We start from the raw sequence: 26,705 nt of genomic DNA on the forward strand, positions 1-26,705 counted from the left end.
GACAGGAGCCCCCGCCATGCATTCCCAAACCGTCCCGACTGCCGCACGGCGCATCGCCCTGCTGCTGGCCCTGGCCGGCACCGCCCTGTCGGCCCAGGCCGACGCGGACACGATCGGCACCGTGGACACGGCCTTCAAGCTCATCGGCCGCGACCACGACGTCATCGTAGAGGCCTATGACGATCCGGCCGTGCAGGGCGTGACCTGCTACGTGTCCCGCGCCCGCACGGGCGGTATCAAGGGCTCGCTGGGCCTGGCCGAGGACAAGTCCGAAGCCTCCATCGCCTGCCGCCAGACCGGCCCGATCAGCTTCGCCGCGTCGCCGCTCAAGAAACAGGACGAGGTGTTCAGCGAGCGCACCTCCATCCTCTTCAAGCGGCTGCGCGTGGTGCGCATGGTGGACGCCAAGCGCAACACGCTGGTCTACCTGAGCTACTCCGACAAGCTGATCGACGGCTCGCCCCAGAACAGCGTGACGGCCGTGCCGGTGGACCGGGGCATGCCGATCCCCGTGCGTCAATAACGGAGCGGCCCGCCGTCACGCGGGCGGCGAGTGCAGGCCAATGCAATTGCCCTCCGTGTCCTCGATCTCCGCGACCAACCCGAACAGCCCGACAGCCGTATGCGGCGAGCACGCTGCCAGGTGAATGGCGAGAGGCCGAACACCATGGCTCCACAGGGCCTACGGCTTCGCCGCGGTGACCATGGCGATGAATTCCGGGCCGGTCATGTTCTTCGTCGTCTCGGCAAACGAATAGCTGGCAGGCTTCTCATCCACGAAAATCTGCGATGCCAGCGCGAACGTGGACGGATCACTGAACGCCTGCACGGAAACGGCATGGTGCGTGCCATCTTTCGACCGCCACATGACCGTGCTGCCGCACACCTTGCAGAAGCACCGTTCGCCCCATTCGGAAGAAGCATAGACACCCAGGTGCTCCGGATCTTGCACGGCCACGCCCTGGCACTCCACCGCGAGAAACACACCACCGGACCAGCGACGGCACATGGAACAATGGCAGGCACCCATCTCGCGGGCGCCGATCGTCGCCTGGAAGCGAACGGCGCCGCAAAGGCACTGCCCCTGCTCTTCGGAATGTGCTGCGCTCATTGCTGGCCTTTCCTTCCACGGGAACCACTGGGTTGCGCCCTTCCAGGCAACCGGAAGCGGAAGCCACTGTCCAGCAGCGAAGGCGCGCTTTGAAGAAATCATCCTAGCGCACTTCCGTGGATTTGCAGGGCAGCCCGGAAGCCCAACCCGGCTCCGCGCGGGCAAAAAAATACCCGCCGAAGCGGGTAAACAGCAGCCTGAGTAAGGAGGGAGGGAGAAGAGACAGCGGCTGCCGAACCCCTAATGTGCCCTGCTTGACTTAGGCCAATCTTAAGAATGGCCAGGACATGGTTTGAGGGCCATTTCACCCCTGCGCGGCGATCTGCCGCAAGGCCTGCTCGAACACTTCCGGCGGCTGGCCGCCCTGGATCAGGTGCCGCCCGTTCACGATGACGGCCGGCACGGACTGGATGCCGTGCTGCTGGTAGAAGGCTTCGCGCTCGCGCACCGCGTCGGCGTACTCGCCGGATTCCAGCACCTGCTGCGCGCGCGCGGCGTCCAGGCCCGCGCCGGCAGCCAGTTGCACGAGCAGTGCCCGATCGCCAGGGTCGCGGCCCTCCGTGAAGTAGGCATGGAACAGGGCCCGCTTGAGCGCCTCCTGCGCCTGCGGGCCGGCCGTCTCGTGCGCCCAGTGCAGCAGCTGGTGCGCATCGAAGGTGTTGTAGATGCGGCTGCGGCGGTCCATCCGGAACTCGAAGCCCAGCGCCGCGCCGCGCTCCGCGATGGCGCGCTGCGTCTGCGCAGTCTGCTCGGGGGAGGCCCCGTATTTCTCCGCAAGATGCTCACCGATGTCCTGCCCGCCTGGCGGCATCTGCGGATTGAGTTCGAACGGCTGGAAATGCAGTTCTGCCTGGACGGAGCCCTGGAGCGTGTCCAGCGCCCGGCCGAGCGACTGCAGGCCGATGGCGCACCAGGGGCAGGAGATGTCGGAAACGAAATCGATGCGCAGCGGGGTCGCGCTGGAAGCTGGCGGGGACACGGCGGTCATGGAGGGGTTTCCTTGGGCAAACGTGGGATGCACAGGAGCATGGCAGGATGCGAGAGCCCTTGCAGGACTGCGGCAAAGGCGCCATGTGGTCCATGCCATGTCCGCATCATCTTCCACGACACCCGACCTTTTCGACGGCGACCCCGCCGGGGCCTCTGCGATCCCGCTGGGGCCGGGCGCGGCCCTGCTGCGCGGGTTCGCGCTGCCGGTGGCAGCGGCGCTGCGCGAAGGGGTGCTGGCCGTGGCCCGTACCGCGCCCTGGCGGCACATGGAGACCCCGGGTGGGCGGGCCATGTCGGTCGCGACCACGTCCTGTGGCCGCCTGGGCTGGGTGAGCGACCGCCGCGGCTACCGCTACGCCCCGCTCGACCCGGGCTCCGGCACGGCCTGGCCCGCCATGCCGGACGCCTTCCGGCGGCTGGCCCGCGAAGCCGCCGGGCGCGCCGGATTCCCGGATTTCGAGCCCGACAGCTGCCTGGTCAACCGCTACGCGCCCGGCGCGCGGCTGTCGCTGCACCAGGACCGCGACGAACGTGACCTGCAGGCGCCCATCGTGTCGGTATCGCTCGGAATCTCCGCGGTGTTCCTTTGGGGCGGCTTCGCGCGCACCGGTCCCGTGGAGCGCGTGCCGCTGCAACATGGCGACGTGGTGGTGTGGGGCGGACCGGACAGGCTGCGTTTCCACGGCGTGCAGCCGGTGAAGGACGGCCTGCATCCGGAATGGGGCGCGGAACGGGTGAACCTCACCTTCCGCAAAGCGGGCTGAACCCCGGTGGCCACGGGCTGTCGGCAGTCCCTAGCTGAAACTCCGGCTGCGGCCGAACCAGCGGCCGGCCGCCCGGCGCGCCTCGTCCGCCATCCACTGGGCCACGCCCGCGGCATATTCGCCATCCATCACCCCCTGGGCTGCATGCGTCAACGCGCCCGCCACGCTGTTCGACAGCGCGGCACGGCTTTCGCTCAGGGATCGCCGGAGGGTGCCTGCGGCCGGCCCCGCTGGCGTACAGGCCTGCGCCGGCAACTGGCCCGGCGCATGCGCCACGGCCAGGGCATCGCGCTGGCGGGCCATCCTCTGCCAGTAGGCCAGCAGCATGCCGAGACCGGCGAGCAGTTGCAGGCCCGCCAGCTGGCGGTCCGGCAGATGCCGGAGCGTGCCGTACACCACCTCGCCGATCAGGTCCTCGGCCAGTTGCGGGCCATCGAGCTGCACCAGTGCCTGCGCGATGCGCCAGGCCGTCTCCTGGTCGCCTCGCTCCGCCAGTTGCCGTGGCAGCGCGGCCGCACCGGCAGAGAACCATTGCGCGGCCGTGGCCAGCTGCGCAGCCATGGCCCCGACGAGTTCCGGTTGCCGCAGGGTGTCCAGGACGACGGCGGTCCATGCGGGATGGGCGCGCATCTCCCCGGTCAGCCGCGCCGCCTGGCGGACCAGGCTGCGCCACAGGGGCTGCAGGGCGGGGCCCAGGCCCCCGGAGCCTTGCAGCCCTTCCGGCACGGAGGCCAGCTCTGGCGAAGAGGCTGCACGGGATGCGGCACGGGAGGAGGACGCGCCCTCAGCGCGCGGCGGGCGATCGGCGCTTCGGGGCAGTCCCGCATGCGCGGGAAGGGAACGGGCGCGCGGCAGCAGCGGGCCGGCATGGGCAAGCCGCCGCGGCCCGGCCTGCTGCGCCTGCGCAGCGGCAGGCCCAGGGTGGGAGGGCACGGCCTGGCGGCGGGACGATCGCGGCGACGTGGCAGATGGCGTGTTGGGCACAGAGGCAGGCGCCGGCCGGCGGACAGGCAGCGCAATGCGGTGATGGAAGGCAGGCATGGCGCGGCAGCGCCCGGCCCGGCGGACGGGATCCGGAGATCCCAGGGTGTGCATTGAAGCGGCCAGGCCGGCCATGGAGGGGCCGGCACGCGAACCGGCGGGCGCGTGCGCGAACCCGGGTCACCCCGGCGGCCCTGCCCCCGGGGAAACGCCTCAGGCGCCGGCCGCCTCCAGTGCGGAGGTGCGCCCCGTGCCCACGTACCCCCCGCGGCCCTGGCGTGCCGGAGCGCGCGGTGCGCCGTGGCCGTCGGGAAAGTCGGTGGACAGCGCCAGCGAGGAATGGTGGGGCAGCTCGAAGCCGCGGGCCGGGTCCTGCACGGCCCAGGCCCGGATCTTGGGAGCCTGTGACTGCACGCCGCCGAAGATCGTGGCGAAGGCCACGTCCGCGGCATCGCGGCCCGTCGCGAGCCGCACCATGCCCATGGGGATGGCCGTGCCGGAGGGATCGAACACGTACCAGCGGTCGCCGAGGAAGACCTCCACGTAGGCATGGAAGTCGGGCGGCCCCAGCGCGGGGTCGGCGCCGTAGTCGGTGCCGGTCGCGATGCGCGCGGGAATGTTCAGCGCGCGGCACAGCGCGATCATCAGGTGCGCGAAATCGCGGCACACGCCCACCCGCTCCACGAACGTGTCGATGGCGGAGGTGGTGGAGTTGGAGGTGTTGGAACGGAAAGCCACGTGGCCCCGCACCCAGTCGCAAATGGCCTGCACGCGGCTGTAGCCCTGCCACAGGTGGCCGAATTCGCGCATGGCCAGCGTGACGAGGCGGTCGGACTGGCAGTAGCGGCTGGGCAGGATGTAGCCCACGGCCTCGGGCGGCAGGTCGCGCACGGGCACTTCAGGGATGTGCGCCGGATCGGCGGCATGGTGGTGCATGTCCACCGTGGCCGCGTAGGCGACGGTCAGCGGACCGGGCCCCGCATGCAGGCGCATGCAGCGCGTGCCGGTGGCGGGATCGGTGTGCAGCAGCGGAATCGCGTCCGGCTGGCTGATCTCCAGGGTCTCGTCCAGAACCTTCTGGCCCCCTGTCTGCGCGGCATGGATGTTGAAGACGAAGTCCGCACCGGGGCCGTCTGCAACGCAGTACTCCAATTCCACCTGGAGCTTGATTCGGATCATGTGTTTTCTCGGGGAAAAAGGGGACATGGGGGCGCGACGGCATGGTGCGTCCGCATGGCGTGCGGCGCGGCCACCATTGCTTCGGCGCCTGCACCCAGTATCCGGACCCGACAGCCCGCGGCGTGTCGGAGGAAGGCGCGTCGCAGCGCCAGTGCCTCGCGGCCAAAGCGCGCTTGTCCTACAGCCCCGCATCCCCTGGCGGAAAAAGATGCCGTCTTCCGCGCCCCGCGGCCCACCTTCCCACAAGGAATGCCCCATGCCCAAGAACACCACATCCCCCAGCGAATCCGCCGGAAAGAAGACACCGCGCAAGGTGCAGGCCGCCTCCGCCGCGGCCACCGGCGATACCGCGCGCGGCCAGGGCGGGGAACTGCAACAGCAGGCCGGCGGCGGACATCCGGTGCTCACCACGCAGCAGGGCATCCCCGTTGCGGACAACCAGAATTCGCTGCGCCCCACGCCGCGCGGGCCCACGCTGCTCGAGGATTTCATCCTGCGCGAGAAGATCACGCACTTCGACCACGAGCGCATTCCCGAGCGTATCGTGCATGCGCGCGGCAGCGCAGCACACGGTGTGTTCGAGCTCACGGAAAGCCTGGAAAAGTACACCACCGCGCGCATCCTCACCGAAGTCGGCAGGCAGACGCCCTTGTTCTGCCGCTTCTCCACGGTGGCGGGCGGCGCGGGCTCGGTGGACACGCCGCGGGACGTGCGCGGCTTCGCCGTGAAGTTCTACACCGACGAAGGCAACTGGGACCTGGTGGGCAACAACATTCCAGTGTTCTTCATCCAGGACGCGATGAAGTTCCCCGACCTGGTCCACGCCGTGAAGATGGAGCCCGACCGCGCCTTTCCGCAGGCCGCGAGCGCCCATGACACGTTCTGGGATTTCATCTCGCTCATGCCCGAGAGCCTGCACATGATCATGTGGGCGATGAGCGATCGCACCATCCCGCGCAGCCTGCGCACCATCGAAGGCTTCGGCGTGCACTCCTTCCGCCTTCTGAACGCGAAGGGCGAGAGCACGTTCGTGAAGTTCCACTGGCGCCCGCGCCTGGGCATCCAGTCCACCGTGTGGGACGAGGCGGTGAAACTGCAGAGCGCCGACAACGACTTCCACCGGCGCGACCTGTTCGAGGCGATCCAGGCAGGCGACTTCCCCGAATGGGACCTGGCCGTACAGCTCTTCACCGAGGAAGAGGCCGCGCGCTTCCCGTTCGACCACCTCGACCCGACCAAGCTCGTGCCCGAGGAACTGGTGCCCCTGAAGACCATCGGCCGCATGACGCTGAACCGCTGGCCCGACAACTTCTTCGCCGAAACCGAGCAGGTGGCGTTCTGCCCCGCCAACGTGCCGCCAGGCATCGATTTTTCCAACGACCCGCTGCTGCAGGGGCGCCTCTTCTCGTACCTGGACACGCAACTCTCGCGCCTGGGCAGCCCGAACTTCGTGCAGATCCCGATCAACGCGCCCAAGTGCCCGTTCCACAACATGCAGCGCGACGGCCACATGCAGATGCAGGTGCCCAAGGGCCGCGTGGCCTATGAGCCGAGCAGCCTGCAGCAGGACACGCCGCGCGCCTCCGTGGCCCAGGGATTCCGCCATTTCGCCGAGCGCCTGGCCGGCGATGACGGCGCCAAGGGCCGCTTGCGGCCGGAGAGCTTTGCCGACCACTACAGCCAGGCGCGCCTGTTCTACCGCAGCCAGAGCGCCATCGAGCAGGCGCACATGGCGTCTGCGCTGGTGTTCGAGCTGTCGAAGGTGGAGACCGAGCGCGTGCGCGTCGCCGTCGTCGCCCAGCTGCTGAACGTGGACGAGGGCCTGGCCCAGCGCGTCGCGGACGGCCTCGGCCTGCCGGACCTGCCCGCGCCCTTCCCGGCCGCGGCGCCCGCGCAGGACCTGCCGCTGTCGCCCGCGCTGCGCATCATCGACCGCATGAAGCCCACGCTGCAGGGCCGCTGCATCGGCATCCTGGTGGCCGACGGATCGGCGCCGGAGCCGATCGCAGCGCTGCGCAAGGCTGCCGAGAAGGCCGGTGCGCAGGTGAAGATCGTGGCGCCCAAGGTCGGCGGCGCCGTGCTGTCCGACGGCTCGCGGCTGCCGGCCGATGGCCAGCTGGCGGGTACGCCCTCGGTGGTGTTCGATGCGGTGGCCTCCGTGCTCGCGCCCCAGGCCGGCGCCCAGCTCGCCCGCGAAGCCGCGGCGGTGGACTGGTTCCGCGACGCCTATGGCCACCTCAAGGCGATCGCCGCCTGCAAGGGTTCCCAACCCATTCTGGCGGCCGCCGGCATCGAGCCGGACGCCGGCGTGCTGGCTCCGGACAACGTCTCCGCCTTCATCAAGGCGGCCACGACCCGCCAGTGGGAACGCGAACCCAAGGTGCGGATGCTGGCATGATCCAGTCCCCCGCGCCGGCTCCCGCCACCGACCTTCTCCGACCTTCCTCCCTCGAACCCTTGCAAGGGACAGACCATTCCATGACCCCCCTGCGTATCCTGTACGTGGAAGACAACGCCGAACTCCGCGAAACCATCGGCATGCTGCTGGAAGGCGACGACCGCGAAGTCACGTCCTGCGCCACGGCGGAAGAAGCCCTGAAGCTGGACGGGCCGCAGCCCTTCGACATCGTGGTGACCGACGTGAGCCTGCCGGGCATGTCCGGCACGGACCTCTGCCGCAAGCTGCTGCAGGTCGATCCCCAGCGCTGGATCGTGCTGTGCTCGGGCTACCAGTTCGGCCACGGGCTGGACACCCTCGGACCGAACGTGCGGGCGCTGCTCAAGCCCTTCGAACTCGAAGACCTGGAAGCGCTGATGGAATCGATCCGCAGTGCGCTGAGGCCGGGCACGGCCTGAGCCCGGGACCGCGGCGGGGCGCGCTGCACGCGGCCCCTGCCCCGCCCATCCCGTCCGTCAATCCCGTCCGGCCAGCGCGCAGGGCGGCGCCTCGCGCGGCAGCTCGACACGGAAGATGGTGCGCCCGTCGCGCGAGCACACGCTGATGGTGCCGCCATGGCCTTCCACGATCTGGTGGACGATGTAGAGGCCCAGCCCCAGTCCCTGGTGGCGGCCGGGCTCGCGCTCGCGCCCACGGAAGGGGTCGAAGAGCTGCGGGATCAGCGCCTGGGGGATCTCCCCGCCGTTGCGGACCGTCATCACGACGTTGTGCGGCCCGCTGCCGTCCAGCGCGGCCTGGACGGGCTGCTGCGGGTCGCCGTGGTGGATGGCGTTGCCCAGCAGGTTCGACACGACCTGGCACAGGCGCTCGGCGTCCCACTGGCCACCGAGGTCGCCCTCCTGCAGCACCTCGATCACGCGCTCCGGATGGCTGGTGCGCCACTCGGCGGCCGTGCGCTGCACGAGTTCGCCCAGGTCGGCCGGCGCCGCCCGCACCGGCAGACCGCCGAACTGGCGCACCCGCGTCACGTCCAGCAGGTCCTCGATCATGCGGCCCATGCGCTGTGCACTGGTCTGCACCTTGTCGGCCATGGCCAGGACCTTGTCGGGCTCCTGGGTCCTGCGCAGCACTGCGGCGCTGGCGAGGATGGCGCTCAGCGGGCCGCGCAGGTCGTGGCTGAGCACGGCCATGAACATCTCGCTGAGCTTCAGCGCGTGGGTGCGGTCCTGCAGTTCGCAGGCCAGCGCTACCTTCTGCCGGTGCAGCTCGAAGAACACGTTGGCCTTGTTGACCAGCATGTGCGGATCGATGGGCTTGTAGAGAAAATCGACGGCGCCGTTCTCGTAGCCCTTGAACTGCCAGTTCTGGTCCCGAGAGCCCGCGGTCATGAAGATGAGGGGGATGTGGCGCGTGCGCTCGCTGCCCCGGATCAGCTCGGCCAGTTCGAAGCCGTTCATCTCGGGCATCTGCACGTCGAGCATCGCCAGCGCCACGTCGGTGTGGGCCAGCAGCAGCTCCAGGGCCTCGGGGCCAGAGGCCGCCTTCAGGATGTGCACGTCGTCGCGGCGCAGCAGGGCCTCGAGCGCGATCAGGTTCTCCGGCACGTCGTCCACCAGCAGGCACTTCACCGGGACGGCGTGGCGCGGCGTCGCGGGCGCGGCGGGGGGCATGCGCGGCGGCGCGATCATGCGCGCCCTCCCGTCGGCAGTGCGGCCAGCCAGTCGGCGATGCGCTGTGGCGAAAGGACGTGGGCCGGCGTACACAGCTGCAGCGCCGCTTCGGGCATGGAACTCATGGGAGCGCTTTCGGGATCTTGCACGATGGTCGTGCCGCCCGCGGCCTGCACGGCCGCGATGCCCTGGGCCCCGTCGTGGTTGGCACCGGAGAGCAGGATGGCCAGCAGCCGCCCGGCATAGGCGTCCGCGGCGGACTCGAAAAGAACGTCGATGGACGGGCGCGAGAAGTGCACGGGGTCATCGACCGACAGGGCCAGCGACGGCCCGGCGTCGATGAGCAGGTGGTAGTCGGGCGGCGCGAAATAGACGGTGCCCGCTTCCACCGGCTCCTTGTCCTGCGCCTCGCGCAGCGGCAGCGCGCAACGCGGCTGGAAGATTTCGCACAGCAGGCTGCGCCGGTCGCGCGGCAGGTGCAGCACCACGAACACCGCGGCGCGCTGCGCAGGCCCGAGCGCGGGCAGCAGCACGGACAGCGCCTCGATGCTGCCGGCGGAGCCACCGATGACGATCGCCTCGAACGGCCGGGCGGGCACCTGCGGAGCTGCGGTGGGACGGATCATGCGCCCCCCCGCTTCTGGTAGATGCGCTCGGGCGGGACCAGTTCGTCGAACGCCTGCGCATGCGACGAAAAGCGCAGCGATTCCTTGGAGCCCAGGCCCAGGAAACCCTTGCGGCAGAGCGCCTCGCTGAAGAGGCCGAGTGCCCGGTCCTGCAGTTCGCGGTCGAAGTAGATGAGCACGTTGCGGCAGGAGACGAGGTGCACCTCGGCGAACACGCTGTCGGTCGCCAGGCTGTGGTCGGAAAACACGATGTGCCGGCGCAGGCTCTTGTCGAACACCACGCGGCCATAGGCGGCCGTGTAGTGCTCGGACAGCGAGCCCTTGCCGCCGGAGCGGGCGTGGTTCTCGGTGAACGACGGCACGCGGTCGATCGCGTACACGCCGGCCTCCGCCTTCTGCAGGGCATTGGCGTTGATGTCGGTGGCGTAGATCAGCGTGCGCTCCAGCAGGCCCTCCTCGCGCAACAGGATGGCGAGCGAATAGACCTCTTCCCCGGTGCTGCAGCCGGCCACCCAGACCTTGAGCGAGGGGTAGGTGCGCAGCACCGGCACCACCGTCTCGCGCAGCGCGCGGAAATAGGTGGGGTCGCGGAACATCTCGCTCACCTGCACGGTGAGGTATTCGAGCATGGCCGGGAACACTTCCGGGTCGTGCAGCACCAGGTCCTGCAGCTGCGAGAGCGTGCGGCAGGAAAAACGCGTGAGCGCCGCCTGCAGGCGGCGCTTGAGCGATGCCTGCGCGTAGCCGCGGAAGTCGTAGTGGTAGCGGCGGTAGATGGCCTCCACGAGCAGGTGCTGCTCGATGTCGAAGGTCTTGCGGCGCAGCGCCGCCCGGGCATCGTCTTCGGGGTTCACTTGGGCATCCACACGCGCACCAGGGAGAGCAGTTTCTCGACATCCAGGGGCTTGGCGATGTAGTCGTTGGCGCCGGCCGCGAGGCATTTCTCCTGGTCGTCCTTCATGGCCTTGGCCGTGAGGGCGATGATGGGCAGGCGCCGCCATTCCTGGCGCTTGCGGATCTCGCGCATGGCGGTGAATCCGTCCATCTCGGGCATCATGATGTCCATCAGCACCAGGTCCACCTGGGGCGCGTCGCCGGCCTGGGAGCGCTCCAGCACCTCCAGCGCTTCCCGGCCGTTGCGCGCGATCTGCACCTTCGCGCCGGTCGGCTCGAGCACGCTGGAGAGCGCGAAGATGTTGCGCACATCGTCCTCCACCACCAGGATGCTGCGCCCCTCGAAGGTCGCTTCGCGGTCGCGCGCCAGCCGCAGCATCTGCTGCCGCTCCGCGGGCAGGCTGGATTCCACCTGGTGCAGGAACAGGGTGACCTCGTCGAGCAGGCGCTCGGGCGAGCGGGCGTCCTTGATGATGATCGACTTGGAAAAACGCCGCAGCCGCTGTTCCTCGTCGCGCGAGAGCGACCGGCCCGTATAGACGATCACCGGCGGGAAGGCGACGTCCTCCTGCCCGGCCATCTGCTCGAGCAGTTCATAGCCGCTCAGGTCCGGCAGGTTCAGGTCCATCACCATGCAATCGAAGGTGCTGCTGCGCAGCAGCTGCAGCGCGCGCTGCGCGGTTTCCGCGCCGACGATCTCCACGTCGCCATTGGCCAGCAGGTGGCGCATGCTCTCGCGCTGGCGGTCGTCGTCCTCCACCACCAGCACGCGGCGCAGCGCCTGGGTGAACTTGGCCTCCATGCGCTGCAGCGCCTGCACGAGCTCGTCGCGCTTGACGGGCTTGAGCGCATAGCCCATCGCGCCCAGGCCCAGGGCCTCCTGCGAATAGTCGGCCACCGACACGACATGGACCGGGATGTGCCGGGTCGCGGGGTTGCGCTTGAGCTGGTCGAGCACGCCCAGTCCCGAGAAATCGGGCAGGTTCATGTCCAGCACCACGGCGCTGGGCATGTAGTCGGTGGCGGCCACCAGGCCCTCGCCGCCGCTGTGCGTGACGATGCACTGGAAACCCATCTCGTGGGCCAGGTCGTAGAGGATGCGGGCGAAGCGCGTGTCGTCCTCCACCACCAGGATGGTGCGCTTGCCGGCCTGGAGCGTGTCGCGGTCGTCCGCCACCGCCGATGCAGGGCGACGCGGCGGGGCCGGCGTGGGGGCCAGGACCGGTTGCTCGGACACCTCCGCCGGCAGCGCGGAGACGGGCGTGGCGCTGGCCGTGGCCACCGCGCGCTGCGGCGCGGGGGCCGTTGCCTGCTCGGCTGCCTGGGTGCCCTCGGGCGGCTGCACCGGCAGCACCAGCGTGAACACGCTGCCCTGGCCGGAGGTGCTCTGCACCGAGACGCTGCCGCCCAGCAATTGCGCGAGATCACGCGAGATCGACAGGCCCAGCCCCGTTCCGCCGTACTTGCGGTGGGTGCTGCCGTCGGCCTGGCGGAACGCCTCGAAAATCAGTTTCTGCTGGTGCTCGGGAATGCCGATGCCCGTGTCGCGCACCGAAAACGCCACCCGCCCGTCGGGCTGGGCCGCCACGCGCAGCGCGACCTCGCCACGCTCGGTGAACTTGATCGCGTTGGACAGCAGGTTCTTCAGGATCTGGCCCAGCCGCTGGGCATCGGTGCGCAGCACGTCCGGCACGCCCGGCTCGACCACGGCGCTGAACGCCAGGTTCTTCTCACGGGCGAGGGGCCGCAGCGGCTCCACGATGGACTGCACCGCGCGCGCCACGTTCACGGGCTCGATCTCCACCGTGGCCTGGCCGGCCTCGATCTTCGCCAGATCGAGGATGTCGTTGATGAGCGTCAGCAGGTCGTTGCCGGCGCCGTGGATGGTCTCGGCATAGCGCACCTGCTCGTCCGTGAGGTTGCCGCCCTTGTTGTCGGCCAGCAGCTTGGCCAGGATCAGGCTGGAGTTGAGCGGCGTGCGCAGCTCGTGGCTCATGTTGGCCAGGAACTCGCTCTTGTACTGGCTCGCCTGCTCCAGGTCGCGGGCCTTGTCGGACAGTGCATCCTGCGCGCGCAGCAACTGCTGCTTCTGGTATTCCAGCTGCTGGGTCTGCTCTTCCAGCTGGGCATTGCTCTGCTCGAGTTCGGTCTGCTGGGCTTCCATCTGCGCCTGCGACTCCTGCAGGACGCGGCTCTGCTGCTCCAGCTCCTCGTTGCTCACGCGCAGTTCTTCCTGCTGGGCCTGCAGCTCCTCCGCCTGGCGCTGCGTCTCGTCCAGCAGCGCCTCGAGCTGGGAGCGGTCGATGGCCGAGCGCACGGCGACGGCGAGTTGCTCGGACGCGCGCGACAGCATGTCCATGTCGATGGACTGCACGGGACGGAAGAAGCCCAGTTCGATGACGGCCTGCACCACGCCGTTGTGCACGGCCGGCAGCACCACGAGCTCCGCGGGCGTGCTGTGGCCCACGCCGGACTGCACCTCCAGGTGCGACGCGGGAACATGCCGCGCATGCATCGGCTGCAGCGTCTGGGCCACCTGCCCCACCAGGCCCTCGCCCGCGGCGATGCGCTCGGGGCCGGTGCCGGAGAGCGCGTAGGCGCCGAAGCGGCGGAACGCGCCGTGCCCGTCCGAGACATAGGCCGCACCCACGCGCGCGCCCAGCCGGCGCGCCAGGTAGGCCAGCACGCGCGGGCCGAGCTCGTCCAGCCGCAGGTCGCCCCGGATTTCATCGGACAGCCCCATCAGGCCGCTGCGCACCCAGGCCTCGCGGGCCTTGGTGCGGTGGTCTGCGGCCGTCATGGCGGCCACGCCGAGGATGAACACCAGCAGCAGCAGCGAACTGCCCCAGGTGAAGTACGCCGCGAAGCGCGCCGAGTCTTCCCACATCGCGCGGCGCTCTTCCAGCTCTTCGCGCTCGGCCGCGATCATCTCGCGCACCAGCGAGCGGATGGCGTCCATGGTGGCCCGGCCGCGGTCCGTGCGCACCACGGCCAGCGCCGCATCCGCCTGGCCGGCGAGGCGCAGCTGGATGGTTTCGTGCAGCTCGGACATCTTCTGGCGCGCGAGGGGCGCGAGCTGCTCGTAGCGGCGCAGCTGCCGCGGCGAATCGCCGACCAGTCCCCGCAGCCGCTCCAGCTCGGTCGTGAGCGAGGCCTCCGCGGTCTCGTAGGGGCCGAGGTAGCGGGGCTCGCCGGCCAGCAGGTAGCCGCGCTGGCCGGTTTCGGCGTCCTTGAGGATCGACAGCACGTACTGGATCTGCACGATCGACTCGACGGCCGAGTTGATGCGCCGCACCGCCTCGCCGCGGTCCTGCTGCGACTGGTAGGTGAAGATGGCGATGACGGTGGTCGCCAGCGCCGCCAGCACGAAGCCCAGCAGCATCCGCAGCGGCATGCTGTGGTGGATCTTGTCGTTCGGAATGGGTTGGGAGGGCATGGGCGTGCGGGACGGGAAGCTCCGGATCATAGGGTGCGGGCACCGCCGCGCACGTAGGCCATATCCTGCAAAAGAAGGAGCAACCGTCCCGCGCAGGTCCTCACGTTCCCGCCAGCGCCTGCAGTCGAGCCACTTCGCCGCGCAGGGCCTCGTTCTCGGCGGACAGCTCCGCCACACGGCGGCGCAGCGCCTCGATGTCGTCCTGGGGCGCGGAGGGCTCGCCGCCTCCGGCAGAGCCCTCCGGCGTGGATCCGCCCTGCGGAATCTCCGCACGCGGCTTGCGGCGTGCATCGCGCGCGCGCTTCGCGGCCTGGCGCAGCTCATCCTTGCCGGCCACCGCCGCCGCGCGCTGCTCTTCTTCCGGCAAGGTCGCCACGGCGGCCGCCGTGTTGATGGAGATGGCGCCCGAGCGCACGGCGGCCACCAGTTCGGGCGCCGCCTGTTTCTGGATCTTCTCGATCATCACCACCTGGCTGCTGCTCAGCCGTGCCGCCCGGGCGATGGCTTCGCGGCTCTTCAGCGGCTCGGCCTCCTGCACGGCCGCGGCTGCTGCCTCCTGCGGTGCCGGGGCCGCGGCATCGGCCGGCCCGTCCCACGGCGCAGAGCTGTCCGCGGGCTCTGCGGCATCAGAGGCCTGGGGGGCGGTGGCCGCCACGCGCTGCGCCAGGATCTCCCGCTTGCGCAGCGCCAGCACGCCGCGCTGGAAGTCCGAGACGCTGCGGCGCCCCAGGTGCTGGTCGATCATCCAGAGATGCACATCCTCCATGGAGCGGAAATGCGGGTGCTGGACGGTGTTGAACGGCAGTCCGTGCTTCTGGCAGATGCCATAGCGGTTGTGGCCATCCACGAGCACGTCGCCCCAGAGCACGAGCGCATCGCGGCAGCCTTCGGCGAGCAGGCTGCGCTCCAGGGCGGCATGCTCCTCGGGCGTGAGCGGATCGATGTAGGCCTTGAGTTCTTCGTTGACGATGATGGGCATGGGGTGGGGTTCGCGCGGGCCGAAAAGGGGCGGCATTGTAGTGAATGCGCGTCTTCGGGAATTCCGCAGGGCGGCCGCCGCGCCCCCTGCCGGGCGGACCGACAATGCGCGCCATGCATTCGATCGCCCGGCCAGTACGCCCCCCCAGCCTGCGGGGACAACTCACCCTCTGGTTCGGTACGCTCACGCTCGCCAGCGTGCTGGGCGTGGGCTTCTACCTGGGACGCATCGCCACGCAGGATCTCGCGCGCTTCGCGGGGGAACTGCTGCACACCACGGCCCGTTCGGCCACCGACCTGCTCGCCACGAACCTGCGCGAGCGCGCGCTCGAGATCGACCTGCTGCGCAAGCTGCCTCTGTTCACCCAGGGCGACCTGGGCGGCGACGCGATGCGCCAGGCGCTGGACCAGCGCAAGGATGCACACAGCGAATACGCGTGGATCGGCATCGCCACCCCGGAAGGCAGGGTGCTCCAGGCCACGGGCGGCATCCTGGTCGGAGAGAAGGTGGACCAGCGCCCGTGGTTCCGCGAGGCCACCACACGCCTTTTCGTGGGAGACGTGCACGACGCCGTGCTGCTGGCCAAGCGACTGCCGGAACGTCGCCTGGACCAGCCGCTGCGCTTCATCGACTTCGCCGCGCCCATCGTGGACGCCAACGGCACGCTGCGCGGTGTGATCGGCGCCCATGCCCACTGGTACTGGGTGACCGAGACCGTGGAGGCGGTGGCCGTGGACCGTGCGGCGGGGCGCGGCGTCGAGGTGCTCATCGCCGACCGGTCGGGCAATGTGCTCTACCCCTTCCGGCTCGCAGGCCAGACCCGCCTGCCGGACCGGGCGGGCCCGTCAGCGCGGTACGAGCGCCTCACGTGGGCCGACGGGACGGAGTACCTGAGCAGCACGGTGGCGCTGCCGTCCGTGGCGGGCGCGGACCTCGGCTGGCGCATCGTCGTGCGCCAGCCTGCGAACGAGGCGCTGGCGCCGGCACGTGCGCTGAGCCGGCAGCTCGCCCTGCTGGGCCTGGCCGCAGCCCTGCTCTGCGGCCTGGTGGCCTACCGGCTCGCGGCGCGGTTCAGCCGGCCGCTGGAACTGCTGGCGCACGCGGCGCGGGCCATCGAGCGCCGCGAGGGCGAGCCACGCTATCCCGACGGCACGGACACGCTGGAAGTCGCCCAGCTGAACCGCTCCTTCCAGTCCATGACGGCCTCGCTGCTGGAGCGCGAGCAGGAGCTGTCGCGCCTCAATACCTCCCTGGAGAACCAGGTCCGGGAACGCACGCTGGCCCTGCACCAGGCCAACCAGGAGCTCGAGAACCTGGCGGTGCGCGATCCGCTCACCGGGCTCTACAACCGCCGCCGATTCGACGAAGCGCTGCAGGCGTATGCGGCGCGGTGCCGCGAACTCGGCCAACGTTTCGCGCTGATGATCGTGGATGCGGACCATTTCAAGCGCGTCAACGACACGCACGGCCACCAGACGGGCGATGCGGTGCTGCAGCACCTGGCGGGGCTCATCGCCGGCTGCGTGCGCTCCACGGACTTCGTCGCCCGGTTCGGCGGCGAGGAATTCGTCGTGCTGATGCCCGAACCCCGCGACCGCGAGGAAGGCCGGCTCGTGGCAGAGAAGATCCGCCTGGCCGTGGGCCATACGCCTTTCCCCGGCGTGGGCCACCTGACGGTCAGCATCGGCCTGGCCTTCTGCCATGGAGGGGGCGAACCGCTGGCGTCCATCCTCGACCGGGCCGACAAGGCCCTCTACCAGGCCAAGGGGGAGGGGCGCGACCGGGTCTGCGTCGCGCCCGCCGCCTGACGCGAGCCTGGAGGCCGGCGGGCGGCGGCCCGGTTGGCCAGGGGCATGCCGCACGGTCCGGCTCGCGGCTATCATCCCGCGCTCCGGAAACTCCCATGCGACTGCACCGCTTCACGCCCTTCCTGCTGCTGGCCCTGTGGCTGAATGCCTGCCTGGGCTGGTCGTTGCATGAGGCGGCGCACCTGAGGCAGGCCCTGCAGCCCGCGGCGCCCGCCGCGATGGCAGCGGTGACAGCGGCGGTGGAAGAAGGCAGTCCTTCCGCCTCCGCTGCATCCGAAGCGCCCTCCGAAGACACGGCGCCGCAGCACGGGGCATGCGCTGCCTGCCTGGCCTTCGCCCACCTGCAGGCCGCCGCCCCGCAGCCGGCGCAGCAGCCCTGGCTGGAAGGCCCAGGCGCCACCCCCGGCCCCCCGGCCCATGCCGAAGCGGCGCACGGACGCCGCACCGTCCGGCCCTTCCTCGCGCGCGGCCCCCCGGCAGGCGCTGCAGTCGCGTCCGTGCCCTCCGCCGAGCCGGCCTGATCGCGGCGAGGCCTGCACCGGCCGCGCTCTCTTCTCTCCCTGCCTCCCGCCCAGGACCGCGTCTTCAAAAAACGCGGGTGCCCGATGCCGCGCGCGCTGCCGCATGGCGCCCTCGGCGCCGGCATGGGCTGCGGCCCCTTTTTTGCACCTTCGATTCCATGACTTCCCTTTTCCGCCATCCCTCTTTCAAGGCCCTGCCCCTCGCAATGGCCGCTGCGGCCCTCGTGGCCGGCGGCGCGCGAGCGCAATCCGGCCCCGTCCCCTCCTCTTCCCCTTCCGGCGATGCCCAGCTCTCCACCGTCGATGTCGTCGGCCGCACCGATTCCGGCACCTACCAGGCCCAGGAAGCCGCGGGCGCCAAGACCGACCTGCCGCTGCGCGAGCTGCCGCAGTCCGTGCGCGTCATCACCCGGCAGGCCATCGACGACCTCGGGGCCACGCGCCTGGACGAAGTGCTCGACTACGTGGGCGGTGTCTCGCGCCAGAACAACTTCGGGGGCCTGTGGGACAACGTCGCCATCCGCGGCCTGCCCGGCAACGAGAACACCGGCTCGGCCACCCTGCTCAACGGCTTTTCCGGCAACCGGGGCTTCAATGCGCCGCGCGACATGGCCGGCGTGGAGCGCATCGAGTTCCTGAAGGGCCCGGCCGCCGCGCTCTACGGCAGCAGCGAGCCCGGCGGCACGCTCAACATCGTTACCAAGCGGCCGCAATGGAAACCCGCCAACGCGGTGGAAGCCTATGCAGGCAGCCATGCGTACCGCCGCGGGGCGCTCGACAGCACCGGCCCGCTGGGCGAGAACCTGGCCTACCGGCTCAACGTGGCGGTGGAAGACCGCGACAGCTTCCGCGACTTCGTCAGCGCGCAGCGCCAGGTGGTGGCCCCGGCCTTCACCTGGAAGCTGGGCGGCAGCACCGTGCTGGACTACAGCGGCGAATACCTGCGGCACCGCGCGCCGCTGGACCGGGGCGTGGTGGCGGTGGGCAACCGGCTCGGCGACGTGCCACGCAGCCGCTTCCTGGGCGAGCCGGGCGACGGCGACGTGACCGTGCGCAACACCACCCACCAGCTGTCGCTGCTGCACGAATGGAACGCGCAGTGGCGCAGCCGCTTCGCGCTCTCCTACCGCACCACGGGGCTGGACGGATTTTCCACCGAGGCCTCGTCCCTGCTGGCCGACGGCACGCTGCGCCGCCAGCGCCGCTATCGCGATTTCTCGTCCGACGACACGGCCCTGCAGGGCGAGCTGATCGGCAACCTGCAGTGGGGCGGCACGCCGCACGAACTGCTGCTGGGCGTGGAGACCTACCGCTACACGCTGGATGCGCGCATGCTGCGCATCAATCCCACGGCCGCCGCGCCCTACGCGATCGACATCTACCAGCCGGTGTACGGACAACCCCGGCCGACGCCCGGCCCGAACACCGATTTCACCGAGCGCCAGCGCAACACGGCCCTCTACGTGCAGGACGCGATCCAGCTGGCGCCGCAGTGGCGCGTGCTGGCCGGCGCGCGCTTCGACCGCTACCGGCAGACCTACGACAACCACCGCACCGGCACCACGGACGGGCAGGACCCGACGGCCGTCTCCCCGCGCGTGGGCGTGAGCTGGCTGCCGGATGCGCAGTGGACGGTATATGCCAACGCAGGCACCTCCTTCCGCCCGAACAGCGGCTTCACTTCCGCCGTGGGCCGGGGCGGCCTGGCGCTGGCGCCGGAGAAGGGCCGCGCGCTGGAAGTGGGCGTGAAATGGGAGAGCGCCGACCAGCGCCTGGGCGCCACGGCAGCACTCTTCGACATCACCAAGCGCAACATGCTGACCACCGATCCGGTGGACAGCAGCTTCCAGGTGACCGCGGGCAAGGTGCGCAGCCGCGGCCTGGAGTTCGACCTGGCGGGACAGCTCGGCACGCACTGGCGCCTGAACGCCAGCCTGGTGCTGAACGACGTGGATGTGCTGCGCGACAACACGCTCGAGATCGGCGGCCGCCTCATCAACGTGCCGCGCGTGAACGGCAGCCTGCTGGCGGTGTACGAGGATGCGCTCGCCAGCGGGCAGCGCTACGGCGTGGGCGGCGGCATCACGCATGTGGGCCAGCGGCTGGGCGCAGCCCGCACGCAGGCCGAAGCCCAGGCCGGTGCGCCCGCCTTCGAACTGCCCGCCTACACCACGGCAAAAATCGTCGCGTACTGGCGGCTCACCCCCGCGGTGCGGCTCACGCTGGATGTGGACAATCTGTTCGACAAGACCTACTACGCCACGTCCGTGAGCAGGCTGTGGGTGACGCCCGGCAGCGGGCGCACCGTGGCGGTGGGGCTGCAGGCCCGGTTCTGAAGCGGGCGCACCGCCCTGCCGCATTCCCCGTTTCCAAAGTGGACGCTCCCATGACGCCATCCCCGCCTCCCCGCGCCGCCGCCCCTGCCACGCGACGCTGCGCTCTGCGGGCGCTGGCCGCGGGGGCCGCGGGGGCGGTGGCCCCGGCTCTGCGGGCGCAGAGCGCCGCCGGGCCTCCGCGCCTGCAGATCGTCGGTCCCTGGGAGATCGCCGGCCTGGCCCCCGCGGTCAGCGGCTACGTGTTCACGCGCCTGCAGATCGCGGAGACGCTGGTGGACGCCGACGACGATGGCACCCTGCTGCCCGGCCTGGCAGAACGCTTCGAGGCCTCGGCCGACGGCCTGGCCTGGCGCTTCGTGCTGCGCCAGGGCGCGCGCTTCCACGACGGCATCCCGGTGCGCGCGGCGGCGGTCGTCCGCTGCCTGGAGGCCGCGCGCAGGCCGCCATCGCTGCTGAGCGGCGCCCCGATCCAGGCCATCGAGGCCGAGGACGATTCCACCGTGCGCGTGCGCCTGTCCAGGCCGCATGCCGCCTTGCCCGCGCTGCTGGCGCACAGCAGCACGCTGGTGCTGGCGCCTGCCAGCTACGCCCCGGACGGTGCTGTGCGGTCCATCGTCGGCAGCGGGCCCTACCGCATCACCGCGCTCGCCGCGCCCCAGCGGGTGGAGGCCGAAGCGTTCGACGGCCACGGCGGCCCGCGCCCCGCCATCGAGCGCGTGGCCTACCTGTCGGCCGGGCGCTCCGAGACGCGGGCCCTCATGGCCGAGGCCGGCCAGGCCGACCTGGCCTATGGGCTCGATCCGGCCAGCACCGTGCGGCTGCGCCGCCACGCCACGGCGCCCGGGCCGGTGCGGGTGGAGTCGGTGACGCTCCCTCGCTCGGTGGGGATCAAGGTCAACGCCGGGCTGCCGGCGCTGCGCGACCCGCGCGTGCGGCGGGCGCTCAGCCTGTGCATCGACCGGGCCGGCATCGCCCGCGCGCTGTTGCGCGACCCGGCTCTCGCGGCCACGCAGCTCTTTCCGCCCACACTGCGGGACTGGCACGCTGACGGGCTCGAACCGCTCGCCCTCGATCCCGAAGCCGCGGCGCGGCTGCTGGCCGAAGCGGGCTGGCGGCGCGGCGCGGACGGCCTGCGGGACGCGCAGGGGCAGCCGCTGCGGCTCGCGCTGCGCACCTTCCCCGACCGGCCCGAACTGCCGCTCATCGCCACGGCATTGCAGGCCCAGTGGCGCGAGGCCGGCATCGCCGTGCGCGTGGACGTGGGCAACTCGGGCGACATCCCGCTCGGGCACCGCGACGGCAGCCTGCAACTCGCGCTGATCGCGCGCAACTACGCCACAACCCCCGATCCCACCAGCACACTGGCCCAGGATTTCGGCCCGCGCGGCGGGGACTGGGGCGCCATGGGATGGTCCGACGCGCGCGTCGCCGACGCCCTGGCCACCCTGCAGGCCGGCGGAATTCCGAAGGACCGCGCCGCGGCGCTGCGCCGGCAGGTGGTGCGAACGCTGCAGGACGAACTGCCCGTGATCCCGGTCGCGTGGTACCGGCAGACGGTGGCCATCAGCCGCCGCGTCGGTTCCGTGCGGCTCGATCCGCTGGAGCGCTCCTACCGGCTCACCGCGATGGAGTGGCGCGCATGACCATCCGCACATCCTCCATGCCTTCTTCCTCCAGCACACCCTCCTGCACCGCCACCGCCGAACGCCTCTGGGCCGGCATGCTGCTGCGCCGCGCGCTGCAGGCCGTGGCGCTCGCGCTCATCGTCGGTACCCTGTGCTTCGCGATGGCCCGCCTGCTGCCCGGCGACATGGCCACGCGCATCGCCGCGGGCCGGTACGGCTACGACCTCGTATCGAACGCCGCAGCCGCAGCGGTGCGCGCCGAACTGGGCCTGGACCGCCCGGTCTGGCAGGCGCTGCTGGCCTGGTGGGGCGACATCGCCCGGCTGGACCTGGGCACGTCCTACGTCAGCGGCAACCCCGTGTGGCGCGAGGTCGCGCACCCGCTGGCCGCCACGGTCGAACTGTCGCTCGCGGCCCTGCTCATCGGCATGGCCCTGGGGCTGCCGGCCGGCATCTGGTCGGGCCTGCACCCGCGCGGCCGCATCGACCGCGCCGTGGCCGCGCTGGCGGTGCTGCTGCGGGCCACGCCGCCCTTCCTGCTCGCCGTGCTGCTGATGCTGGCCATGGCCGTGCGCCTGGGCATGCTGCCGGTCGCGGGCGACGACCATGCGGCCAGCCTGCTGCTGCCCGCGCTGACGCTGGGCCTCGGGCTCGCGGCAGGGCTGGCGCGGGTGTCCGCAGCCGCCATGCGGCAGGCGGCCGCGTCGCCGTCGCTGGCGTTCGCCCGCGGCAAGGGCCTCACCGACGGGCAGGCGCTGTGGCGCCACGGGCTCCCGCAGGCGGCGCTGCCGGTCGTGGCCTACCTCGGCGTGCAGGGCGTCTTCCTGGTCGAAGGGGCCGTGGTCGTGGAAACGCTCTTCGCCTGGCCCGGCATCGGGCATGCGCTGGTGCATGCCGTCTTCGGGCGCGACGTTCCGATGATCCAGGGCGCCGCCCTGTGCATGGGTCTGCTGTTCGTTTTCTTCAACCTGCTGGTGGATGCGGCCTGCGTGGCGATCGATCCCCGGCGCTCCGCCGAGGTCCGCGCATGACCGCCATGCCGTCATCCCCCTCCAACCCGCCCGGCGCCTTCGCCGACCCCGCTCGGGTGCCGGTGCGTTCCCCCGTCCGCTCAGGCCGCCGCTGGGGGTTCGTCATCCTCGGCCTGCTCGCGGCCTTCGCGGCACTGGGCCCCGCGCTGGTGGGCACCGATCCCGCGCGCCAGTCGCTTGCCGACAGCCTGCTGCCGCCCGGCCGCGCACACTGGCTGGGCACGGACCTGTTCGGCCGCAGCACGCTCGCACGGCTCGCCCACGCCGCGCAGCTCTCCCTGGGACTGGCGCTGGCCGCATCGGCGAGCGCGGCGGTTCCCGGCGTGCTGCTGGGCGTGGCGGCCAGCTGGCGCGGCGGCGCGCTCGAGCGCTGGCTGGTGCTGCTCGCCGACGCCGTGCTGGCGGTGCCGGGCCTGCTGCTGGTGCTGCTCTTCGCCACGCTCGCGCCGGGGCGGCACTGGGCGCTCTACCTGGGCCTGTCGCTCTCGCTGTGGGTGGAGTATTTCCGCGTCAGCCGCGCGGCGAGCCGGCCGGTGCTGGCCGGCGATGCGGTGCAGGCCTCGCGGCTGCTCGGCTTCGGGCCGGCCTACCTGCTGCGCCGCCACCTGCTGCCGGCACTCGCGCCCGTGCTCGGCATGCTGCTGCCCTTCACCGCCGCCCAGGCCGTGCTGGCGCTCGCGGCGCTGGGCTTCATCGGCGTGGGCATCCAGCCACCGACCGCCGAGCTGGGCCTGATGATGACCGAGGCGCTGCCGCATTACGAGGAAGCGCCCTGGCTGATCGCGGCCCCCGTGGGCCTGCTGGCCTGCCTGGTGCTGGGCATGGCACTCGCCATGCGCCCGGGAAATCCGGCGTGAGCACGGTGTCCGCGCTCCTGCAGGTGGACGACCTCGGCGTGCATGCGGGGCCGCTCGCGCTGCTGCAGGGTATCTCGTTCACGCTGCATCCCGGCGAGGCGCTGTGCCTCGTCGGCGAAAGCGGTGCGGGCAAGTCGCTGCTGGCCCAGGCCGTCATGGGCCAGTTGCCGCCAGCTTTGCGCGCCAGCGGCGGCGTCGCCATCGCGGGCCGTGCCAGCCGGGCGGCCGACGGGCCCGCGCGCAGGCCCCTCTGGGGGCGAACGCTCGCGCTGCTGCCGCAGGAGCCCGCGCAGGCGCTGAGCCCGATCATGGCCGTCGCGCCGCAGTTGGCGGAAGTGCTCGCGCTGGTGCGCGGCCAGGCCCCAGACCGTGCGCGGGCGGCGGCCGAAGCGCAGTTGCAGGCCGCCGGCCTGGGCGCCGCGGCCCGGCAGCATGCCTGGCAGCTCTCGGGTGGCATGGCACAGCGGGCCGCCGCGGCGATCGCGCTCGCGGGTGGCGCGCGCATCCTGCTGGCGGACGAACCCACCAAGGGCCTCGACGCCGCATGGCGCCGGCATGCCATCGACGGCCTGCAGGCCCTGCTGCGCGAGGGGGGCTGCGCCGTCGTCATCACGCACGACCTGGACCTCGCGCGCCAGCTGGGCGGCGCCATCCTGGTCCTGCAGGGCGGCCGGGCCGTGGAGATGGGCCGCGCCCGGGAGGTGCTGGCCGCGCCGCAGCATGCATTCACCCGCCAGTTGATCGATGCGGATCCGTCCGCATGGCCGCGCCGCGCGCCGCCGCCTTTGGGCGAGGCGGTGCTGCAGGCCACGGGACTCGGCAAGGCGTTCGCGGGCCGGCAGCTCTTCCAGGGCGTGGACCTGGAGCTGCGCCGGGGCGAGCGCACGGTGATCCGGGGCGACAGCGGATCGGGCAAGAGCACGCTGGGCAACGTGCTGCTGGGCCTGGTGCGCGCGGATGCGGGTTGCGTGCGACGCGCGTCGTCGCTCGCGCCCACCGCCCTGCAAAAGCTCTACCAGGACCCGGCGGGCGCCTTCGCGCCGCAGGTGGACCTGGGCACCGCCCTGCGCGACGCGGCCCGTCTCCATGCGCAACCGTGGACGGCGCTGGAACAGCACCTGCAGCGCCTGGGGCTCGACCCCGCACTGCTGCGGCGGCGCCCCGCCGCGGTGTCGGGCGGCGAACTGCAGCGCATCGCACTCGCCCGCGCGTTGCTGGCCCGGCCCGCGCTGCTCTTCGCCGACGAACCCACGTCACGCCTGGATCCGCTCACCCAGCGCCACACCCTGGCACTGCTCACCGAGGCGATGGAGCACGCCGGGTCCTGCCTGCTGCTCGTCACGCACGACGACGCGCTCGCGCGCGCCGTCGGCACCCGGACCCTGAGGCTGCAGGACGGTGTCCTGGCCCTGGACGAGGGAACGGAAAGGGAAACGGAAGCGCACGCTCCCGGATGACACGGCGGGTAAGCGGCGTCCCACGCGCCGCGGCGGGTCCGGGCCCGAGCATAGGTGCACGTGCCGGCACGCCATCGTGGCGTCCGGTGCACGGCCCTGCAACGACCGGATCGCCGCCATCATGCCCTCATCCACCTCCCAGGCTGCCGCCAGGCGGCCTCCCAGCCAGGCCCGCATCCAGGCGGCCCTGAAGCAATCCTTCGGCCTGCGCGCCCTGCGCCCGGGCCAGCGCGATGTGATCGACCGCGTGCTGCGCGGCGAGAACACGCTGGCCATCATGCCCACGGGCGCCGGCAAGTCGCTGTGCTACCAGTTGCCCGCACTGCTGCTCGCGGGCCGCACGGTGGTGGTGTCGCCGCTGATCGCGCTCATGCGCGACCAGTGCGACGCCCTGCGCGAGCGCGGCGTGCCGGCCGTGCAGTTGCACAGCGCGCTGGACGCCGAGGAAACGCGCGCGGCCGAGGCGGCCGTGGCCGACGGCAGCGCGCGCATCGTGCTCACCACGCCCGAACGCCTGGCGGACAGCGGCTTCCAGGCGCTGCTCGAAGCCGGTGGCCCCGTGGACCTGCTGGCCGTGGACGAGGCGCACTGCATCTCGCAATGGGGCCACGACTTCCGTCCCGCATTCCTCGACATCGCCCAGGCCGTGCCGCGCCTGGGCCGCCCGACGGTGCTCGCGCTCACCGCGACCGCCGCAGGCCCGGTGGCACAGGACATCCGCCGGCAGCTGGGCATTCCGGCCGCGGGCGTGGTCGATACCGGCACCTATCGCCCCAACCTGCACTACCGCGCCGAACAGCTCGCCGACGAAAAGGAAAAGCGCGACTGCCTGCTGCGCACCGTGAAGGGCACCGAGGGCTCCGGCATCGTCTATACCGCCACCGTGAAGGCCGCGGAGGAAGTGCATGCGCTGCTGGCCGGTGCGGGCGAATCCGCGGGCCTCTACCACGGCCGCATGCCCGCCGCCGAGCGCGGCGAGGCGCAGGACCGCTTCATGGCAGGCGACCTGCGCGTGATGGTCGCCACCAACGCTTTCGGCCTGGGCATCGACAAGCAGGACGTGCGCTTCGTGATCCATTACCAGATGCCCGGCGGACTGGACGCGTATTACCAGGAATCTGGCCGGGCCGGGCGCGACGGCCAGCCGGCACACTGCATCCTCCTGTTCCTGCGCAAGGACAAGGCGGTACAGCAGTTCTTCCTGGCCGGCCGCTACCCCACGCCGGACGACCTCGACGCGCTGTACGGCGCGCTGCAGTCCCCGCCGCCCGGCGCGCACGAGGGCTGGACGCTCGACCTGCTGCAACAGGCCCTCGACCGCCCGCGGTCCAAGCTCCAGGTCGCGCTCGGCCTGCTGCGCCGCCGCCGCATCGTGACGCAGAAGGCCGACGGCCGCCTCGCGCTGCGCCGTGCCGACATCGACAGCGATGCGCTCATCGCCCTGCTCGAAGACTACGCGCAAAAGCGCACGCAGGACCAGGACGGGCTCGAACGCATGGTGTTCTACGCGCAGACCGGCGGCTGCCGCTGGGAGGTGCTGCTGGACTACTTCGGCCATGCGCGCGACACGCACCGCTGCGGCACCTGCGACAACTGCCGGCGCATCGCCGCGCTGGATGCGCAGCAGGCGATCGCGAACGCCGCTGCATCGGCCGCAGCGGCTCCCACGGCCGGCCCGTCCGCCCGTCCGCCCGCCGGTGTGGCGGCCCGCCGCAAGCCGTCGGAAGTGGCAGCCATCGCCGCTCCGTCACCCGCTGAAGTGCTCGCGGCGACGGCGCCCGCCGCCTCTGCCGCCGCCGCCCGCCCGGTCTTCGAACTCGGTATGCCCGTGCGCGTGAAGCGCTATGGCGAAGGCACCGTGCGCGCGATCGCGTCAGAATCTATCACCGTGTCCTTCGCGGACGGAACCGAGCGCTGCTTCCACCCGGAATACGTGCGCAAGGCGCGGCGTCGCCGGGCGGCGGCCAATGATGCCGAGGTGCCGCTGGCTGCAGGACCCGCACTGGCGTTGCGCAGTGCCTGAGGCCTCACTGCCTGTGACC

General features: G+C 71.4%; 21 protein-coding genes. 12 read left to right on the forward strand and 9 right to left on the reverse strand.

Going from position 1 to position 26,705, the window contains the following annotated elements:
- The first annotated feature begins 16 nt into the window (after nucleotides 1-16).
- Nucleotides 17-523: a CreA family protein gene (locus tag ACGHC0_RS20380; protein ID WP_368352675.1), complete on the forward strand. Its 507-nt coding sequence runs from the start codon at nucleotides 17-19 to the stop codon at nucleotides 521-523.
- Between the two features lie 159 nt (nucleotides 524-682).
- On the opposite strand, the gene ACGHC0_RS20385 is transcribed toward ACGHC0_RS20380, so the two are convergent.
- Both ACGHC0_RS20385 and ACGHC0_RS20390 read right to left on the reverse strand, forming a co-directional pair.
- Nucleotides 683-1,213, reverse strand: coding sequence for a GFA family protein (locus tag ACGHC0_RS20385; RefSeq protein WP_415266587.1), 531 nt, complete (start codon nucleotides 1,211-1,213; stop codon nucleotides 683-685).
- Nucleotides 1,214-1,415: 202 nt separating this feature from the next.
- Nucleotides 1,416-2,099, reverse strand: a complete 684-nt coding sequence (locus ACGHC0_RS20390) for a DsbA family oxidoreductase (protein ID WP_368352677.1) — start codon at nucleotides 2,097-2,099, stop codon at nucleotides 1,416-1,418.
- Between the two features lie 97 nt (nucleotides 2,100-2,196).
- Here ACGHC0_RS20390 and alkB point away from each other — a divergent pair, with 97 nt between their 5' ends.
- Nucleotides 2,197-2,865, forward strand: coding sequence for a DNA oxidative demethylase AlkB (alkB, locus tag ACGHC0_RS20395; RefSeq protein WP_368352678.1), 669 nt, complete (start codon nucleotides 2,197-2,199; stop codon nucleotides 2,863-2,865).
- A gap of 30 nt (nucleotides 2,866-2,895) precedes the next feature.
- Here alkB and ACGHC0_RS20400 read toward each other — a convergent pair whose 3' ends face one another.
- Nucleotides 2,896-3,591: a hypothetical protein gene (locus ACGHC0_RS20400; protein ID WP_368352679.1), complete on the reverse strand. Its 696-nt coding sequence runs from the start codon at nucleotides 3,589-3,591 to the stop codon at nucleotides 2,896-2,898.
- A gap of 468 nt (nucleotides 3,592-4,059) precedes the next feature.
- Nucleotides 4,060-5,025 (reverse strand): transglutaminase-like domain-containing protein, encoded by a 966-nt coding sequence (locus ACGHC0_RS20405; RefSeq protein ID WP_368352680.1) that lies wholly within the window; start codon nucleotides 5,023-5,025, stop codon nucleotides 4,060-4,062.
- A 256-nt stretch (nucleotides 5,026-5,281) separates the two neighbouring features.
- Here ACGHC0_RS20405 and ACGHC0_RS20410 point away from each other — a divergent pair, with 256 nt between their 5' ends.
- A complete protein-coding gene (locus ACGHC0_RS20410; RefSeq protein ID WP_415266588.1) occupies nucleotides 5,282-7,423 on the forward strand; it encodes a catalase in 2,142 nt (713 codons plus the stop codon).
- 89 nt (nucleotides 7,424-7,512) lie between these two features.
- Entirely contained in the window at nucleotides 7,513-7,881 is a 369-nt protein-coding gene (locus tag ACGHC0_RS20415) for a response regulator (RefSeq protein ID WP_041829364.1), read from the forward strand.
- A gap of 57 nt (nucleotides 7,882-7,938) precedes the next feature.
- Here ACGHC0_RS20415 and ACGHC0_RS20420 read toward each other — a convergent pair whose 3' ends face one another.
- From ACGHC0_RS20420 to ACGHC0_RS20440, 5 genes are all read right to left on the reverse strand, one after another.
- On the reverse strand, nucleotides 7,939-9,111 hold the full coding sequence (locus ACGHC0_RS20420) for an ATP-binding protein (protein ID WP_415266589.1): 1,173 nt from the start codon (nucleotides 9,109-9,111) through the stop codon (nucleotides 7,939-7,941).
- Nucleotides 9,108-9,719: a chemotaxis protein CheB gene (locus ACGHC0_RS20425; RefSeq protein ID WP_368352684.1), complete on the reverse strand. Its 612-nt coding sequence runs from the start codon at nucleotides 9,717-9,719 to the stop codon at nucleotides 9,108-9,110. Before ACGHC0_RS20425 ends, ACGHC0_RS20420 begins: the two co-directional genes overlap by 4 nt.
- Entirely contained in the window at nucleotides 9,716-10,585 is an 870-nt protein-coding gene (locus ACGHC0_RS20430) for a CheR family methyltransferase (protein WP_405045307.1), read from the reverse strand. Before ACGHC0_RS20430 ends, ACGHC0_RS20425 begins: the two co-directional genes overlap by 4 nt.
- A complete protein-coding gene (locus ACGHC0_RS20435; protein ID WP_368352686.1) occupies nucleotides 10,570-14,049 on the reverse strand; it encodes a response regulator in 3,480 nt (1,159 codons plus the stop codon). The genes ACGHC0_RS20430 and ACGHC0_RS20435 overlap by 16 nt, the downstream gene beginning before the upstream one ends.
- 100 nt (nucleotides 14,050-14,149) lie before the next feature.
- Nucleotides 14,150-15,028 carry a plasmid replication/partition related protein gene (locus ACGHC0_RS20440; RefSeq protein ID WP_415266590.1) on the reverse strand — a complete coding sequence of 293 codons (879 nt, stop codon included), beginning with the start codon at nucleotides 15,026-15,028 and terminating at the stop codon, nucleotides 14,150-14,152.
- A gap of 113 nt (nucleotides 15,029-15,141) precedes the next feature.
- On the opposite strand from ACGHC0_RS20440, the gene ACGHC0_RS20445 reads away from it, so the two are divergent.
- The 8 genes from ACGHC0_RS20445 (at nucleotide 15,142) to ACGHC0_RS20480 (ending at nucleotide 26,686) form a co-directional block, all read left to right on the forward strand.
- Nucleotides 15,142-16,836, forward strand: a complete 1,695-nt coding sequence (locus ACGHC0_RS20445; RefSeq protein ID WP_368352688.1) for a diguanylate cyclase — start codon at nucleotides 15,142-15,144, stop codon at nucleotides 16,834-16,836.
- Between the two features lie 95 nt (nucleotides 16,837-16,931).
- Nucleotides 16,932-17,357 (forward strand): hypothetical protein, encoded by a 426-nt coding sequence (locus tag ACGHC0_RS20450; protein ID WP_368352689.1) that lies wholly within the window; start codon nucleotides 16,932-16,934, stop codon nucleotides 17,355-17,357.
- A 158-nt stretch (nucleotides 17,358-17,515) separates the two neighbouring features.
- Entirely contained in the window at nucleotides 17,516-19,693 is a 2,178-nt protein-coding gene (locus tag ACGHC0_RS20455; RefSeq protein WP_368352690.1) for a TonB-dependent siderophore receptor, read from the forward strand.
- 50 nt (nucleotides 19,694-19,743) lie between these two features.
- Entirely contained in the window at nucleotides 19,744-21,336 is a 1,593-nt protein-coding gene (locus ACGHC0_RS20460) for an ABC transporter substrate-binding protein (RefSeq protein WP_368352691.1), read from the forward strand.
- Nucleotides 21,333-22,349: an ABC transporter permease gene (locus ACGHC0_RS20465; protein WP_415266591.1), complete on the forward strand. Its 1,017-nt coding sequence runs from the start codon at nucleotides 21,333-21,335 to the stop codon at nucleotides 22,347-22,349. The genes ACGHC0_RS20460 and ACGHC0_RS20465 overlap by 4 nt, the downstream gene beginning before the upstream one ends.
- Entirely contained in the window at nucleotides 22,346-23,206 is an 861-nt protein-coding gene (locus tag ACGHC0_RS20470; protein ID WP_415266592.1) for an ABC transporter permease, read from the forward strand. Before ACGHC0_RS20465 ends, ACGHC0_RS20470 begins: the two co-directional genes overlap by 4 nt.
- Nucleotides 23,203-24,663 (forward strand): ABC transporter ATP-binding protein, encoded by a 1,461-nt coding sequence (locus tag ACGHC0_RS20475; RefSeq protein WP_415266593.1) that lies wholly within the window; start codon nucleotides 23,203-23,205, stop codon nucleotides 24,661-24,663. The genes ACGHC0_RS20470 and ACGHC0_RS20475 overlap by 4 nt, the downstream gene beginning before the upstream one ends.
- 121 nt (nucleotides 24,664-24,784) lie before the next feature.
- Complete coding sequence (locus ACGHC0_RS20480) at nucleotides 24,785-26,686, forward strand: RecQ family ATP-dependent DNA helicase (RefSeq protein ID WP_415266594.1); 1,902 nt, start codon at nucleotides 24,785-24,787, stop codon at nucleotides 26,684-26,686.
- Nucleotides 26,687-26,705 lie beyond the last annotated feature (19 nt).

This window comes from Acidovorax sacchari, assembly GCF_042847045.1.
GTDB classification, from domain to species: Bacteria; Pseudomonadota; Gammaproteobacteria; order Burkholderiales; family Burkholderiaceae_C; genus Paracidovorax; species Paracidovorax sacchari.